Source organism: Streptomyces sp. NPDC019396, assembly GCF_040632375.1.
Taxonomy (GTDB): Bacteria; Actinomycetota; Actinomycetes; order Streptomycetales; family Streptomycetaceae; genus Streptomyces.
Map to the genome: position 1 here is coordinate 185806 of NZ_JBEYBS010000010.1, position 15751 is coordinate 201556.

Sequence of the window (15751 nt, forward strand, 5' to 3'; positions counted from 1 at the left end):
GGGCCGGCCATTCTCAGCGCTCGGCCCTCTCCTCGGCCCTCTCGATGATCACCATCGCGACATCGTCGGCGAGGCTGCCCCCGGTGTGCCGCACCAGCGCCTGGTGGAGCTCCTCCAGAAACGCCTCGGGAGTGCTGCCCCGCACTGCTTCCATGGCATCGGGCAGCACGAAGAATTCGTTGTCGCTGTTGCGGGCCTCGATCACTCCGTCGGTGTGCAGCAGCAGGCGGTCTCCGGGGTTGAACGGATAGGACTCCGCCCTGCCCTTCGAGGGATGGGTCATGAGCTCCTCAAGACCGAGTGGGGGGAGGGGGCACGCCGGCATCAGGGCCTCGGCCCTGCCGTGGTGCAGCACCAGCGGGGGCGGATGGCCTCGGTTGACGACTTCGATCACCGACTCCCGCGGGACCTGGACCACCAGTGCCGTGACAAACCCCTCCACCCGGGCGTCCGGGTCCACGCCCGGCGAGCGGCGTGACCGTTCCAGGGCCGCCTCGCAGTGGTCCAAGACGTCCACCAGATCCTCCTGGTAGTGGACCGCCTCCCGGAAGGCACCCAGCACGGCCGCGGCGGCGCGCACGGCGGGAAGCCCCTTGCCCCGGACATCACCGACGATCAGCCTTACCCCGTAGCGGGTCTCCACGGCCTCGTAGAGATCCCCGCCGATCTGCGCCCCGGTCTCGGCGGCGAGGTACATGCTGCTCGCGCGCAGCGGACCGATCCGGGCGGGAACCGGTCGCAGCAGCACCTCCTGTGCGGCGACGGCGATCCTGCGGATCTGGTTGAGCTCGATCTCGCTACGTGTACGCGCCGCTCTGCTGGTCATGATGCCGGCCGCGGACACCAGCAGCAGGGCGAGGATGTTGGTGTAGACCTGCTGCGTTCCCCAGGCCTGGTTGTAGGTGGCAGTGATCACGCTGACGACCAGGGCGAAGCCCGCTGCCGCCATGGTGCCCCCGGGCCCCATCGTCACCGCCGCCAGTGCCGGTGTCGCGGTGAGCAGGGGGCCCGTGTACACGACATGCAGGGGCGTGAGCTCGATGACCACCACCAGGACCGCGATCGCGAAGGGCAGACACTGCGCAAGCACCCAGAGGACCCGGTGGTGACCGCCCGCATCTGGTCGCACGGATGAGCGGAAGACCGACCGCATGCCATCAGCCTGCCTGCTCCGGGCACACACTTCCACTCCTCGCGGTCACAGCGGATCACCCGAGCGCTCAGCACTCCCCCACGAGGATTCGCCCGCCGTACCCCGGTCGGCCATACGGCGTCCGCCGCCCGGTGCCCCGCAGCCGCTGTCCTGGGGGCGCGGATTCCGGGCCCCTCACCAGCGGAGGTCAACTCACCCATGGCCGATCTCAACCGCCGTCGCTTCCTCCAGCTCGCCGGTGGCACCGCCGCCGTCACGATGCTCTCCGAGAGCATCGCCCGGGCAGCCGCCATCCCCGCCCAGGGCGGCACAGGCACCATCCAGGATGTCGAGCACATCGTGGTGCTCATGCAGGAGAATCGTTCCTTCGATCACTACTTCGGAGCGATGAGGGGCGTCCGGGGCTTCGGCGACCCCCGCCCGGTCACCCTGCCGAACGGAAAGCCGGTCTGGCACCAGTCGGACGGCAAGAAGGAGACCCTGCCGTTCCGTCCTCCCGCGGACGACCTCGGCATGGAGTTCCTCCAGGGACTCAACCACGACTGGGAAGGCGGCCAGAAGGCCTTCAACAGGGGCCGATACGACCAGTGGGTGCCGGCGAAGACCGCCACGACCATGGCATATCTGACCCGTGAGGACATCCCCTTCCACTACGCGCTCGCCGATGCCTTCACCCTCTGCGACGCGTACCACTGCTCCGTCATCGGTTCCACTGACCCGAACCGCTACTACCTGTGGACGGGCCACACCGGCAACGACGGCACCGGAGGCGGCCCGGTCCTCAACAACGCCGAGGCCGGATACGGCTGGACCACGTATCCCGAGCGCCTGGAGGACGCCGGAATCTCCTGGAGGATCTACCAGGACACCGGTGACGGTCTGGACGCCGCGGGGTCCTGGGGCTGGATCGAGGACGCCTACCGCGGCAACTACGGCGACAACTCCCTGCTGTACTTCCACACGTACCGCAACGCACGGCCCGGTGACCCGCTGTACGACAAGGCACGCACCGGCACCGACGCCAGGAACGGCGACGGGTACTTCGACGTCCTGCGCGCCGACGTCCAGGCGGGCCGACTGCCCGAGGTCTCCTGGATCGCGGCCCCCGAGGCCTTCTCCGAGCACTCCAACTGGCCGTCCAACTACGGCGCCTGGTACATCTCGCAGGTCCTGGACGCGCTGACCTCGAACCCCGACGTATGGGCGCGTACCGCCCTGTTCATCACCTACGACGAGAACGACGGCTTCTTCGACCACGTCGTGCCGCCGTACGCGCCCGCCGGTCCCGGCCAGGGACTGTCCACCACCCCGACGGCGCTCGACCACTACCCCGGCGGCTCCGGTTTCACCGCCGGACCGTACGGGCTCGGCCCCCGGGTGCCGATGATGGTCGTCTCCCCCTGGAGCACCGGCGGCTTCACCTGCTCCGAGACCTTCGACCACACCTCCGTCATCCGCTTCATGGAGCGCCGCTTCGGGGTGCGCGAGCCCAACATCTCCCCCTGGCGGCGTGCCGTCTGCGGCGATCTGACATCCGCCTTCGACTTCGCTCGTACGGAAACCGGCCCGGCCGAACTACCCCCGACCGACGCCTACTTCCCACCCGACCGCGAGCGCCACTCCGACTACCGCCCCACCGCTCCGGCCGTCGGCACCATGCCCCGCCAGGAGCGGGGCAGCAAGCCCACCCGTCCGCTGAGGTACGCGCCGTACGTGGACGGTGCCGCGGACACCGCCGCGGGCACATACCGGCTCACCTTCAGCGGCGGGCCGGCCGCAGGCGCCCAGTTCCACGTCACCTCCGCCAACCGCACCGACGCGCCCTGGACGTACACCGCCGAAGCCGGGAAGTCGGTCGCCGACAGGTGGAACACGCGCTACTCGAAGGGCGTCACGGACCTGACCGTGCACGGCCCGAACGGCTTCCTGCGCCGCTTCCGCAACCCCGGCAGGAGCGCGGGGCCCGAGGTGACCGCCCGGCACGACACCACCGGCAACCTCGAACTGACCCTCGCCAACTCCGCTGCCTCGGACGCCCGCCTGACGATCACCAACGCCTACGACGGCGCCTCGCGCACCCTCACGGTGCGCGCGGGCACGACCGTGCGGCACAGTGTCGATCTGACCCGCTGCCGCAACTGGTACGACGTGACGGTCACCGCCGCGGGTCAGGCCGACTTCCTGCGCCGCCTCGCGGGCCATGTCGAGACCGGCTCGGCGGGGCTCTCGGACCCCGGCATCCTCACTGTCTGAGCCACTGCCTCAATCAGTGGGTGCACCAGTGCCCGGCCTACCGCCTGATCCGGCCAACCGGCCGGCACCTCAAGCGCCGCTCCGGCATCGCCGTATGCACCGGAGCGGCGCGCAAGACGTGACCACGGCATTCCGCTTGCGGTTGGCCTGTTCGCACCGGTGACACCCGCTGGGCCAGCCGCTTATCTAAGGCGTGCGCGCAGCGGATCACCAGAACCTCACCGGCGCGCACCGACCATCAGAGAGCGCGCCCCCGGGCGCCGTACCGGGGGGTGACGGAACAGTGCGGGTCACGCGGGAGAGAAGCACGGCGGAAGGCAGCGGCACGCAACCGCCGGGCGAGGCGACGTATCTGGTGCTGGGGCCGCTGGAGGTCCGGCGTGCGGGGAGGCTCTGCACGCCTTCCGCCCTCAAGCAGCGGGCTCTGCTCATCCTCCTCCTGCTGCACGCCAACCGGCCGTTCCCGATGTACACGCTGATCGACGAGCTCTGGGGCGGAAGTCCGCCCCGGTCCGCGGTGTCGGCCCTGCAGATGTACGTGTCGGGACTGCGCAGGACGCTGGAACCGGGCCACAGCCGCGGGGGCCACGACGCCCGCACGCATCCCCTGTTACGTACCTCCGGCTCCGGCTATCTGCTCCAGGTGCGCCCAGGCGAACTGGATCTGGACCGCTTCCGCGGGTCGGCCGCACTTGGACACGAGCTGATGGCCGCGCGGGACTGCGCTGCCGCCGCCGATGCGTTCCGCCAGGCGCTGTCGCTGTGGCGGGGCACCCCACTGGGCGACCTCGGGCAGAGCTGTCTGCCCGACCACTACGCGGTGCGGCTCGAAGAGGAGCGGCTGGCCCTGGTCCACGACAGGATCGCCGCGGACATCTGCCGTGGCCGGGCCCGCGAGGTGGTCGGTGAGCTGGCGGAGCTGTGCGCCCGCCATCCGCTGCGCGAGGGCTTCCACGAGCAGCTCATGGTGGCCCTGGCCGAGACAGGCCGACGGGCGGAGGCCCTGGACACCTATGCCCGGGCCCGGCGCACCGTGGTGGAGAACACCGGCATCGAGCCCGGACCCGGCCTGCGTGGCACCCAGCAGGCGCTACTCAGTGGCAACCGTCCGGGAAACGCCGGTCACGAGCGATGCCGCCCCGCCGGGGCGGTCCAGGCATGAAGGGAGGGAGCCACCGCCCTGCGCGGCGGTGACCCCCTCCGGACCCGGAACTACGCGTGTGTGCGGGCGGCCGCGCGCAGGCACGACTCCCTGTGGCCGCGTGCGTCGGCGTCGTCTGTGACGGCGAGCACCGCGTCGAAGTCGGCCACCGCCTCGCTGAATCTGCCAGCCGCTTCGCGGACCACCCCCCGGTTGAAGCGGAACTCCGGTCGGTCGCCCAGTTCCACCGCCCGGTCGAAGCCGGCCAGCGCGGCCGTCAGGTCACCTTCCGTGTAGGCGAGTTCAGCGCGCACCGCCCAGGCCTCCGCGAGCTCCGGGTCGCTGCGGAGCGCTGCCGTCAGCGCCTCGCGTGCTTCGGCCGCGCGCCCCGCCTCGCTCAGGAGCCGGCCACGCAGGCAGAGCAGATGGGCGTGTTCGGGATCCTGGCGCAGCCCGGCGTCCGCGCTCTCCAGCGCCGCCTCGGCGTCCCCGAGGTCGGCCAGCAGACCGGCGCGGGCGAGCAGTGCCTCGAGATGGTCCGGCTCCAGTTCCAGGGTGCGGTCGAAGTCCGCCAGCGCGCCTTCGGCGTCGCCGATTTCGAGCCGGGCGTCGCCACGGTTGTAGTACGCCTCCGGGAAGGGCGGTTCGAGGGCGAGCGCACGCTCGTAGTCGGCGATGGACTCCGCGATCCGGCCGAGTTTCCGCAGGATGCTGCCACGGTTGAAGTGGTGGTCGGCGAAGTCGCTGTCGACGTCGATGATCCCGGCGTAGTCCGCGAGTGCCTCTTCCAGCCGACCGCTCATCCCGTTCACCTGTGCTCGGTTGTAGCGCAGTCCGACGCGGTGCCAGGTGCGCTCGCCGATGCCCAGTTCGCGGTCCAGCCGTGCCATGCCCTCGTCCAGCAGCCGCAGTGCCTCGTCGGTCCGCCCGGCCCTGACCTCCACGAGAGCGAGGCCGTTGCGGTTGAACACCGAGTAGAAGGCACGCTCCTTCGGGTCGGGCAGCAGGTCCGAGATCGCGATGGCCTGGTTGACCCAGGCCCTGGCCCGGCGCTCGTCGCGCAGTTCCGGTGGGAAGTGGCGGGCGTAGAGCATCCCGGTCTCGTAGGCCAGGCTCATGTGGTGCATCGGCGTGGTGGTCTCGGTGCGCGCCTGATCCTGCACCGCGGCCGACTCCTCGGGGCGGCCCGCAGCGGCCAGGCACACGCCCGTCTCCCGGGTGAAGGTCCACCACAGGTCGGGGCGTTCGGCGGGGTCCACGCGCTGCCGGCCGTCGTCACCCATCTCCGCCGCGATGTGGTAGAAGCCCAGGTACTTGCAGCGGGCCTGGGCCCGGCGCAGGGCGTCGAGACCCGCGCCGCCGGGGTCGCTGCCGCGCAGCAGGTGGTACGGCAGGGCGCCGAGCGCCAGTGACGGTTCCGCTTCCGCCCGCGCGGCCAGGTCCTCGGCCCTGCGGTCGTGCAGGGCGGTGCGCTCCTCGGGGGCGAGACCTCCGTACGCGGCGATCAGCACGGGGTCGTCGTCGACACAGTCGCCCTCGACATAGCGGGCGGCGGCCTTCAGTGTGTCCTCCGGTCCGGCACTCTCCTTCTGCGGGCCCGTGCCGTGTGCCGGCAGGAAGATCCGGGTGGTGTGCGCGGTCAGTTCGGCGGGCAGCGAGACCGAGAGCATCCCCGGCGGATCGACCAGGGCGTCGGTGTCCGTGCACACGACGAGCGTGAGCAGTTCGGCGGGGATCCGACGCAGCGCCGCTGACAGGAACTCGCGGTCCGTGACATCGGCGTGCTGGACGTTCTCCACGACCAGGGTACGCGGGTTCCCGTCGCCGTCGGGCAGAGCGGCCAGCAGGAAGTCGACCAGGCCGTGTGCGACTCGCAGCGAGTGCAGCCGGGCGGGGTAGCGGCTGGCCTCCCCCGGTGCCTTGGCGTTCTGCTCCAGGACTCTCACGATCGGAGGCACGAGTGGCGTCAGCTCCGGTGTGCTTTCCTGGAGCTCGATGTAGTGACGGGCGGCGAGCTCAGGGTTTCGTCGCAGCGCCCGCGGGGCCACGAGCCGCAGCAGCTCGCCTGCCGCCGTATAGGGACCGCGAAGCCGCCGGTGCGCGTCCACCACCACGATCGGGGAGCGCGTTTCGAGTCCGGCCCGCAGCCGGTCGCGCTGATGGCTCGGAGACGCCGAGATCCAGTAGTGGCCGGTCATGAACCTGCCTTTCGCAGAGGGCTGTCGGGGCAGCCGTATCAGGCGATGACGTGGTGGGTGCGGGAGCGCCGGGAGCGCGTGCGTTCCCTGGCGGCGATCCAGATGGTGAGGGCCAGCTGTCCGAAGGTCAGCAGCAGGAAGACCGAGGAGTCGACGAGTCCGACCCATCCGGCGTGGCCGCCTGAGCCGTAGCGGTCCACCGCTCCCGACACCATGCGGACCAGCACGGGGGCGAGCGCCAGCACGAAGGTGCCCAGGCTGACCGTGTAGCCGACGACGATCAGCCACGAGTACCACCGTGCCGCCCGGCGGTCCACCGGATGCCAAGGGGACTCGTCCGCCAGCTTGTCCGTTCGTCCGAGCAGGCGCAGGAGGCGGTTGCGCAGCAGGCGGATGGACGTGGTGTGCAGGTCCACGCAGCCGAGCATCGTGGTGATCAGCACATAGACGTCGGTGCGCAGATAGAGGAAGAACTGCCAGAGCAGGCGCAGCAGCGCCGCGAAGGCGAGGCCCAGGCACACCCGGCTGGTGAGGCTCAGCGCACCGTCCGGTGCACGGGCCGTGTCCGCCACGGCGATCAGCAGCCCGAGCAGTACGCAGTCGGCGACCATGCCGGCGACGATCGGCAGATAGCGCTTCCTGCGTTCGACGGCGACCAGGCCGTCCAGCGCGGTCTCCACCACCAGGAAGTAGAAACGGTACGACATCCGGGTGCGCGAGCGGACGCCCAGGCGCCGTGCGGCCAGAGCATGGAAGGCCTCGTGGATCGCGATGAGCGGAACGGCGGCGACCAGCAGCACGATGCTGATCACCGCGTAGTAGTCGCTGAACAGCAGGTCCTGGGGCGTGGGGACGAGATCGGGGGACATGACCATCCGCAGCACGGCCCAGAGCACGATCGCCGCGTAGCAGATCCATGCGAACGGCGAGAACAGCGCCCGGCCCAGCCGCTGCCAGCGCACCGGCTCCACCGCGCCCGGCTTCTCGTCCGCTCCCCTGATGAAACCCAACTCGCGCAGGGCGTCGATGACATCCTCCACGTCGGCCCGCTCGCCGTACTCCGCCGCGTACCAGTCGGAGGCCTGCGCCGGGGTGGCACCCCGCGCCAGGCGGCGTACGAGCTGTGCTCCGTCGGGCGGGAAGATCGCGTAGGAGTCGGTGTCGGGACGCCCGATGGTGACCTCCTCGCCGTCATCCAGGTAGACCAGCGGATGGAGCGCCAGCGGGGTGTCGGCACTGCCGCGGATGCCGTGCTCCGCCATGGAGTTCTCCTCAGGCTTCGGGTACGGCGGCGCCGTCGTGTCCTGCATGCCCGAGTCGTGCGGGCGGTGCGTTCGGACACGACGGCGCCGGGGCCCGGTGCACCGGTGCACCGGTGCCCGCAACCCAGCTGATCGGTGATCAGTTGGGGTTCGTGTACACGCTGCAAGCCGAGGACGTCAGACGGACCGGACCGGCCTTGCGAATCTGGATCTTCTTCATGAGGGCACCTCCTTCACTCCAGCGGGAACTTCGGGCGTCACTCATCCTGGAGATCGCCGCCATAGTTTCTCCATAACTCCGCCAAACCCCCTTCACGCACGGAAAAGCACGCGGCACCGGTCCCCGCGCGGTGCGGGGCCGGTGCCGCGTGCTCAGTGAGTGCGTGGCGTCCGCGCTAGGAAACGTCCCGGACCGTGCCGGCAATCACCGGTCCCTTCACCGGTTCCCACGACTGGTCCCAGGTGACCAGCTGGGCCCGCAGGGACTCCGCCGGCTCGCGCACGCCGTCCGCGAGGGTCGGCACCTTCACCTCTGCGCTCAGTCTGCCTGCGTCCACGCTCACCGGCAGCGACGCGGTGGCATCCGACATCGCGGACAGGGGACGGGACGGCTGCGGGCTGATGCCGAGCGTGTCCTGGAGCCAGCGCGGGTCGACGTCCGTCGTGGACAGCTCCGTACCGCTGGTCACCGGGAGCAGGGAGAACTCGCCCATGATGTCGGCGTCGGCCGCCTTCGACAGCGAGACCCGCCAGGTCAGGGTCCTGCCCTCGGTGACATCGGCCGCGACCGGCTTCACCGTGATCTTGGGCATCGGATCGTCGTTCCGCGCGGTGACACCGCCCCGGTACGAGCCGACCACCGCGCCGTGCACCGACTTCACCAGCATGTCCTGCATGAGGTCGTAGCCGTAGCGGGTGTTGCCGCGCACCGTGAACGGCACGCCGATGTCCTGGCTACCGGGTCGCACCGTCACCGTGCGGTAGGTGAACTCGCCGGTGTCCGGCTTGGGGACGAACACCCGGATCCGGCCGCTGCCCTGCCCGGAGACCCGGACCGGGACACGGTAGGTGCGCTCTCCGGAGTCGCCCTCCTTGACGGTGAGCCGGCCGATGTCCACGCGCGGCATCTCGGTGGCGCGGACCGCGGGTGTTCCGGGTCGCCACCCCCAGGCGTCGATCAGCCAGGCCTGGCCGGAGCGGCTGTGGGGCTTCAGTTCGAGTGCCTTGATGTGCTTGAGGTCCAGCCGGGCCTTCGACGCGGCGGCCAGCGGTACGCGGATCTCGCGCCCCCAGTAGGAGGTCGTCCGCTCGCTGCCCGGCAGACCGTCGATCCGTGACCGGCCGAGGTTCGCGCGCCGGCCGTCGCTGTCGACCACGGCCACGTCCAGCTGGGTGCCGCTGCTGTTGGGCGGCACCATCACGCGCAGGGCAAGTGCGTCGGCGCCCACCAGGGAGACCGGGCGGGCGGGCCGCACGGCCGCCGTGGCACCGGGGTTGGACCAGCGGATGGCGACTGCCTCCCGGCCGGGCTCCGACGGCACCTCCCAGGACGCGAAGTGCGGCGACCCGCCGCTCGCGGTGGCCGGCAGGCAGCCCTTGGCGGCGGCAGAACCGGTCGGTGTGCACAGCCGCCCGGAGCCGGTGACGGTCGTCGTCGGGCCGGGCAGGAAGGCCGTGGTCCGATTGCCGCCGACGGCGTGGGTGAGCACCCGGGCGGAGCCGGCGGACGGCGCGCGGCGGACGGAGCCGTCCAGGAGCGGACGCACCTTGTCGTCGCCCGCGACGAAGAGCCGGGCCGCGGCGGCGACGTAGGTGGCGCCCGCGGCCTGCTGCTGGGTGGCTGTCAGACGGGTCTTCGTGCCCGGAGCACACACCGGGTCGGGTGTGTCGCCGCCGTACCCGAAGTCGTCGTCGGCCGGTGCCTGTGCCTGGCCGGGGGTCCACTCGCTGTTGAAGTAGTTGTGGTTGGCGCCGACCATGTACACGGCGCTGTGGAGTGCGCTGCCGTTGCTGACGCCGCGGGTGCCGTCGACGTAGATCTCGCCCTGGAGGTCCGAGACATCGCCGTCACAGCCCGGCAGGATGGTTGTGGAGGGCACGTCGGCGGCCGGGTTCTGCCCGAAGACGGTGGGGCCTATCAGCACGTTGCCCCTGATCTTCCAGCGCACCGGGCCCTTGTGCCCGTCCTGGTCCGCGGGCGGCCGGGAAAGGCTGTCGAGCGCGGCGCGGTTGACGCCTTCGCCGCCCCGGGAGTGGCCGACCAGCAGCACGCGGGACAGGTCGGGAGGTGCCACGGCGCGGGCGGCGGCCGGCGCGCCTGACCGGTTGGCAGCCCAGTCGGCCCAGCGGGCCAGGTGCAGTCGTACCAGGGAGGAACGGGCCTGCGCCCCTCCGTCTTCGGCGAGGTGGTCCTGCCCGTTGATGCCGTTGGCGGAGATGGAGAGCGTCACATACCCCTGGGAGGCCAGCAGTTTCTGGGCCCGCAGATAGCCCTGGTGGCTGGGTATCGGCTTGGTGCCGTCCGTGCAGGGCCAGCCGCCGGTCGCCTCACCCCTGGTGGTGTAGCAGGTGGCGTGGCGACCGTGCAGGAACAGCGCCACGGGGCGCTTTCCGGGGGCGTCGGCTGGTCCTACCACCGTGGCGCGCATCTCCACCGGTTCGGGGAAGCCGGGCAGCCGCACGGACTTCAGCGCGTATTCGCCACGTGCGGCGCGGTAGGGTCCCGGCACTCCGGGATCCACGGCGTTCGCGGCGGGCTCGGACTCCCGCGGCGCGGGCGCGGCCGGCGCGGGAAGCCGTCTGGAGGGCGCGCCGGCGGCGGTGCCCGCGGCGTCCAGCCGGCGCCCGCCCGCCAGCACGCGCAGCTCGGCGTCCGGACCGATCCGGGCGCCGTCGAGCCTCAGCCGGAACGAGCGCCCGTCCCGTGCCGGCACCGGTGCGCCGAGCAGCCGGTCCCCGGCGTAGAACTCGATCCGCGCGTCGCCCATGGGGACCCGGTCGGGCGAGTGCCAGACCAGCTGCCTGTCCGTACCCGTGCCGGTGAACCGCCATCCCTTGGGCAGGTTCTCGTCGGCCCACCCCGGTGGCGCCTCCGCCCGGGAGCCGGCGAGCGTCTGCGCCTGCGCCGGCACCCCAGCGGTGAGCGCGAGTATCGCGCCCGCCGCGGCCACCACGCGTACGACACGTATCACAGTGGTCTTCCTCATCATCGGTTTCGTCGGGGCACCTCAGGGGGTTCCTGGGGCCTCCTTCGTTCCCGGAGGACGACAACTGTTCGATACGGGTTGCCTGTTGAGGGGCATGTTGTCGCAAAAGCGACTTCGGTCCGTCCGGACCCGGCAGACGACGCAGCCCGTCACGGCCATCCCCCTGCACCGGCTCCGCGTCCCGCAGACACCGGTACACACCGCGAGCACCTCAGTCGGCACCGACCGTGACCGTGCATAATCACAGAGAGACGGTTGCCGTGTCATCGCTGGCGGCCGGCGCCCGTACGGACGACTCGCCGCAGGCGTTTCGTGGGGTTATCACCCGTTTGGGTGGTGCATCCCTGGGCGCGGTCGTACCGTCGAGTCAGGAGCAAGCGCGATCCTGGAACAAGCGCTGGAGTCCGCCGCCCATCGGGAGCCGCAATGGTGAATCACAAGCTCGCGACATCACTCATGCTGTGTGCCGCCGCGGTACTCACGGCAGTGGTACCGGCATCGGCTTCCACGACTGCGCCAACGGCCTCGCCCCTGGTGGCCGTCGACTGCTCCTCCAACCCGCAGACCCGTCCCGGCGACTTCCTGCTCGCCTGCGGGGACGGCAACAACCGGCTCGTCGATCTGAAGTGGGCCACCTGGGGACCGGACTCCGCCGTCGGCAGCGGGATCGACATGGTGAACGACTGTCAGCCCTATTGCGCGGCGGGCAAATTCCGCGCCTATCCCGTGACCGTGAAACTCGACCGGCCGGAGACCTGGCAGAAGCATCCCGAGCTGAAGCACTTCACCCGGATGCAGCTCACCTACACCGGTGACCGCCCCGCGCACACACAGCAGGAAATGACCTACACCCTCTGGGACTGAACGAAGACCGCGCACACCGCGCCACGGCCCGTCACTCGCAGACGAAGTGACGGGCCGTGACATGTGCGCGAGGCCCCCGGTGACGCGGTTACCAGCGGTACCAGCGCCCTCGTGCGCCACCGGAGCCCGCCGGACGCACCACGAAACCCAGCAGCCACAGCACAAGGACTATGGCGGCTATCCACCACAGAGCCTGGACGGCGAAGCCCGCACCGAAGAGCAGCACGGCCAGGATCAGAACGAGCAGCAGGGGAACCATATTCATGCACCTCCGGACCTCCGCTTGCCCCCGACCCGGAGTCTCACACTCCATCAGCCATGGGTCTCGTCGCGCCATGAGCGGGGCCGGACACCCCGCATGAAGATTTCTCCTATATTGGAAATATACTGAATTACACTCCAGACTGTGCACAGACATTCCATATGCGGCAGAAGGGTCCTCGGATGAAGGTCAGTCCGGGTCGCGCTGTCGCCGCAGCGGTGGCCCTGTCCGTACTCCCCGCGCTCGCCGCCTGCGGGTCAAGCCGCGACGACAGCACCGGCACACCCGCTGACACGACCGGCAAGGGCGGCTTCACGATCGGGGCGCTCTTCCCGGACACCCACACAGCCCGCTGGGCGACCAAGGACAAGCCCCTGATCGAGCGCAGGGTCAAGGATCTGTGCCCCGACTGCCGGGTGATCAGCGCCCAAGCCTCCGCGGACGTGGCCACCCAGCAGCAGCAGATGGAATCCATGATCGCGAACGGCGCCAAGGTCCTGATCCTCGACCCGGTGGACGACAAGGCCCTGCGCTCCTCGATCGCCAGAGCCCGTGACGCGCATGTGCCCGTGGTCTCCTACGACCGCCTCGCCGAGGGCCCCATCGCGGCCTACTCCAGCTACGACTCGAAGGAGATCGGCCGGATCCAGGCCCAGCAGCTGCTGAAGGCGATGGGGCCGAAAGCCGACGGCGGCCAGATCGTGATGATGAACGGCGATCCGACCGACCCCAACACCAGGGACCTGATGGACGGGTCCCTCTCCGTCCTCAAGGGCAAGGTCGAGATCGGCAGGTCGTACTACACCGCCGGCTGGATCCCGGAGAACGCGTACAAGAACATGTCGGCCGCCATCTCCGAGCTCGGCCCCGGCAACATCGACGGAGTGCTGTCGGCCAACGACGGGATCGCGGGAAGCAGCATCGCCGCGCTCAAGGCCGCCGACGTATCGCCGCTGCCGCCCGTCACCGGCCAGGACGCGGACCTCGCGGCCGTCCGGCGGGTCGTCAAGGGCGAGCAGTACGTCACCGTGTACAAGTCCTTCGAGGCTGAGGCCGACGCCGCAGCCAGGATGGCCATCGCACTGGGCCGCGGAGACAAGCTCGACGACGTCGCCAAGGACCGCGTCAGCAATGACACCGACGAGGACATCCCGGCCGTGCTGGGCCCGCTCACCCCCGTGACGGCCGAGACGGTCAAGGACACGGTCGTCAAGAACGGTCTGTACACGGTCGACCAGATCTGCACTGCCGCGATCCGTGCCGCCTGCCGCGAGGCCGGGCTCACCGGGTGACGACCCCGCGCGGGCCGGGGCGAAGGAGGTGTGCGACATGTGGAGCACTCCCCTGCTGGCGCTGCGCGGGATCTGCAAGCGGTACGGCGCCGTCTCGGCGCTCACGGACGTCGAGCTGGAGATCCACGCCGGCGAGGTCGTCGCGCTGGTCGGCGACAACGGCGCGGGAAAGTCCACCCTCGTCAAGGTGATCACCGGCGCCGAGCCCGCCGACGAGGGAACGATCGAGTGGGACGGCCGCCCCGTAAGGATCGCCAGGCCCCGCGACGCCCAGAGCCTGGGCATCGCCAGCGTCTACCAGGACCTCGCCCTGTGCGAAACCCTGGATGTCGTCGGCAACCTCTTCCTCGGCCATGAGATCGGCGGGACCGGCATCCTCGACGAGGTGTCCATGGAGCGCCGGGCCTGCGAGCTCGAGCTGCTGGACACCCTGTCCATCGGGATCCCCAGCGTGCGCGTACCGGTGGCCTCCCTGTCCGCCGGACAGCGCAAGACCGTCGCCATCGCACGCGCCCTCATCAGTGAACCCAGGCTGCTCGTCCTGGACGAGCCCACGGCCTCGCTGGGCGTCCAGCAGTCCGCCCACTTCCTCGATCTCATCGACCGGCTGCGGGAGCGCGGGATCGGCGTGCTGCTCGTCAGCCACAACCTGGGCGATGTCAAGGCCGTCGCCGATCAGGTCGCGGTGCTCCACCTCGGTCGCAACAATGGATTTCTGAGCGTGCCGACCACGTCCCAGGAACAGATCGTCTCCTGCATCACCGGCGCCACCAACAACGCCGTCACTCACCGCGATGCCCGGGCGTGGGAAGGAGGCCGGTGAAGAGGTCAGAACCCACCGGGCGCACCGGCTCCGCCAGGCCCGGCTCCGCACCCGCCGACACGCGCCGTACAGCGGACGACGGAGACTTCCGGAGCTACCTCGCACACTTCGCCCGCAAGCTGCGCAGCGGAGAACTGGGAGCGCTCCCCGGTATCGCCGGTGTGATCCTGCTCTGGATCATCTTCCAGAGCCTTCAGCCGCAGTTCCTGTCGCCGCGCAACCTGTCCAATCTCAGCGTGGACATCGTCGGCACGGGCATGATCGCGCTGGGCATCGTCTTCGTGCTGCTGCTCGGTGAGGTGGACCTGTCGGTCGGCTCGGTCAGCGGGCTCACCGCGGCCGTGTTCGCCGTCCTGAACGTCCACCAGGGCCTTCCGGAGTGGCTGGCGATTCTCGCGGCCCTGGTGGTCGGGGCGGCGATCGGCGCGTTCCAGGGGTTCTTCGCGGCCAGGATCGGCGTGCCGGCGTTCGTCGTCACCTTGGCGGGGCTGCTGGCCTGGAACGGGCTGATGCTGTACACCCTCGGCGCGAGCGGCACCATCAACCTCCCGGATGAGGGCCTGGTCCACGCGCTGACCAGCTACTACTTCCACGATCCGGCGGTCGCCTACGGGCTCGCGGCACTCACCGTGGCGGCGTTCCTCCTCGCGTCCTACCGGGGCGCACGCCGCCGCAGGGCCGTGGGCGTGCTGTCCCGGCCGGTCATCGTGATCGTCGTGCGGACCACGGCCGTGGCCCTGGTGGCGTTCGGCGCTGCCTACGTGCTGAACCGCTTCGAGGGCCTGCCGCTCGCCCTGCTGGTGTTCCTCGTCTTCGTCGTCGGCCTCGACTTCGTGCTCCGCCGTACGTTCTACGGGCGGCGGATCGTGTCGATCGGCGGCGGAGCCGAGGCGGCCCGCCGCGCCGGGCTGAATGTGGTGTGGCTGCGGATCTCGGCCTTCATGGTGTCCGGCACGCTGGCCGCCGTCGGCGGGCTGTTCCTTGCCTCCCGGGTCGCCGCGGTGGGCCAGACCTCGGGCTCCAGCATCCTGCTGATCAACGCCATCGCCGCGGCTGTGATCGGTGGCGTCAGCCTGTTCGGCGGCCGCGGCACCACCTGGTCCGTGCTGCTGGGCATGCTCGTCATCCAGTCGATCGCGTCGGGCATGGTCCTCGCCGGTATCCCGACACCGATGCAGTACGTGATCACGGGCGGTGTGCTGCTCGCCGCCGTGACCCTCGACTCGCTGTCGCGGCACTCGCAGAAGGCCCACGGCAGGGGCTGACCGTGCGGCGGCGCGGTCAGGCTCCGGCCGTG

At 70.4% G+C, this 15751-nt stretch carries 11 protein-coding genes; 6 read left to right on the forward strand and 5 right to left on the reverse strand.

Features of this window, described 5'->3' with window-relative positions; translation table 11 throughout:
• Window positions 1-13: 13 nt before the first annotated feature.
• A complete protein-coding gene (locus ABZ532_RS14535; protein ID WP_361282471.1) occupies window positions 14-1153 on the reverse strand; it encodes a PP2C family protein-serine/threonine phosphatase in 1140 nt (379 codons plus the stop codon).
• 198 nt (window positions 1154-1351) lie between these two features.
• On the opposite strand from ABZ532_RS14535, the gene ABZ532_RS14540 reads away from it, so the two are divergent.
• Together ABZ532_RS14540 and ABZ532_RS14545 are read left to right on the forward strand one after the other, a co-directional pair.
• Window positions 1352-3406: a phosphocholine-specific phospholipase C gene (locus ABZ532_RS14540; protein WP_361282473.1), complete on the forward strand. Its 2055-nt coding sequence runs from the start codon at window positions 1352-1354 to the stop codon at window positions 3404-3406.
• Window positions 3407-3689: 283 nt separating this feature from the next.
• Window positions 3690-4568 (forward strand): BTAD domain-containing putative transcriptional regulator, encoded by an 879-nt coding sequence (locus tag ABZ532_RS14545; protein WP_361282475.1) that lies wholly within the window; start codon window positions 3690-3692, stop codon window positions 4566-4568.
• 50 nt (window positions 4569-4618) lie between these two features.
• Here ABZ532_RS14545 and ABZ532_RS14550 read toward each other — a convergent pair whose 3' ends face one another.
• The 3 genes from ABZ532_RS14550 to ABZ532_RS14560 form a co-directional block, all read right to left on the reverse strand.
• The gene (locus ABZ532_RS14550; RefSeq protein ID WP_361282477.1) at window positions 4619-6745 is read right to left on the reverse strand and encodes a tetratricopeptide repeat protein; all 2127 of its coding nucleotides are present in this window, start codon (window positions 6743-6745) and stop codon (window positions 4619-4621) included.
• 38 nt (window positions 6746-6783) lie between these two features.
• Window positions 6784-8055 carry a hypothetical protein gene (locus ABZ532_RS14555; RefSeq protein WP_361282479.1) on the reverse strand — a complete coding sequence of 424 codons (1272 nt, stop codon included), beginning with the start codon at window positions 8053-8055 and terminating at the stop codon, window positions 6784-6786.
• A gap of 347 nt (window positions 8056-8402) precedes the next feature.
• The gene (locus ABZ532_RS14560; RefSeq protein ID WP_361282481.1) at window positions 8403-11198 is read right to left on the reverse strand and encodes a hypothetical protein; all 2796 of its coding nucleotides are present in this window, start codon (window positions 11196-11198) and stop codon (window positions 8403-8405) included.
• Window positions 11199-11639: 441 nt separating this feature from the next.
• Between ABZ532_RS14560 and ABZ532_RS14565 the strand changes: the two genes are divergently transcribed.
• Window positions 11640-12077 (forward strand): hypothetical protein, encoded by a 438-nt coding sequence (locus tag ABZ532_RS14565; protein ID WP_361282483.1) that lies wholly within the window; start codon window positions 11640-11642, stop codon window positions 12075-12077.
• An 88-nt stretch (window positions 12078-12165) separates the two neighbouring features.
• Here the strand turns inward: ABZ532_RS14565 and ABZ532_RS14570 are convergent, their stop codons facing one another.
• Complete coding sequence (locus tag ABZ532_RS14570) at window positions 12166-12336, reverse strand: hydrophobic protein (protein WP_361282561.1); 171 nt, start codon at window positions 12334-12336, stop codon at window positions 12166-12168.
• Between the two features lie 185 nt (window positions 12337-12521).
• Here ABZ532_RS14570 and ABZ532_RS14575 point away from each other — a divergent pair, with 185 nt between their 5' ends.
• The 3 genes from ABZ532_RS14575 (at window position 12522) to ABZ532_RS14585 (ending at window position 15719) form a co-directional block, all read left to right on the forward strand.
• Window positions 12522-13631, forward strand: a complete 1110-nt coding sequence (locus tag ABZ532_RS14575) for a substrate-binding domain-containing protein (RefSeq protein ID WP_361282485.1) — start codon at window positions 12522-12524, stop codon at window positions 13629-13631.
• A gap of 37 nt (window positions 13632-13668) precedes the next feature.
• A complete protein-coding gene (locus ABZ532_RS14580) occupies window positions 13669-14454 on the forward strand; it encodes an ATP-binding cassette domain-containing protein (RefSeq protein WP_361282487.1) in 786 nt (261 codons plus the stop codon).
• Between the two features lie 119 nt (window positions 14455-14573).
• Complete coding sequence (locus tag ABZ532_RS14585; RefSeq protein WP_361282563.1) at window positions 14574-15719, forward strand: sugar ABC transporter permease; 1146 nt, start codon at window positions 14574-14576, stop codon at window positions 15717-15719.
• Window positions 15720-15751: the final 32 nt, after the last annotated feature.

Excerpts from the sequence above, each read along its gene's own strand:
- ABZ532_RS14555 (WP_361282479.1), bottom strand. The coding sequence starts at position 8,055 with ATGCAGGACACGACGGCGCCGCCGTACCCGAAGCCTGAGGAGAACTCC.
- ABZ532_RS14540 (WP_361282473.1), top strand. The coding sequence starts at position 1,352 with ATGGCCGATCTCAACCGCCGTCGCTTCCTCCAGCTCGCCGGTGGCACC.
- ABZ532_RS14550 (WP_361282477.1), bottom strand. The coding sequence starts at position 6,745 with ATGACCGGCCACTACTGGATCTCGGCGTCTCCGAGCCATCAGCGCGAC.
- ABZ532_RS14575 (WP_361282485.1), top strand. The coding sequence starts at position 12,522 with ATGAAGGTCAGTCCGGGTCGCGCTGTCGCCGCAGCGGTGGCCCTGTCC.
- ABZ532_RS14570 (WP_361282561.1), bottom strand. The coding sequence starts at position 12,336 with ATGGTTCCCCTGCTGCTCGTTCTGATCCTGGCCGTGCTGCTCTTCGGT.
- ABZ532_RS14535 (WP_361282471.1), bottom strand. The coding sequence starts at position 1,153 with ATGCGGTCGGTCTTCCGCTCATCCGTGCGACCAGATGCGGGCGGTCAC.
- ABZ532_RS14565 (WP_361282483.1), top strand. The coding sequence starts at position 11,640 with ATGGTGAATCACAAGCTCGCGACATCACTCATGCTGTGTGCCGCCGCG.
- ABZ532_RS14580 (WP_361282487.1), top strand. The coding sequence starts at position 13,669 with ATGTGGAGCACTCCCCTGCTGGCGCTGCGCGGGATCTGCAAGCGGTAC.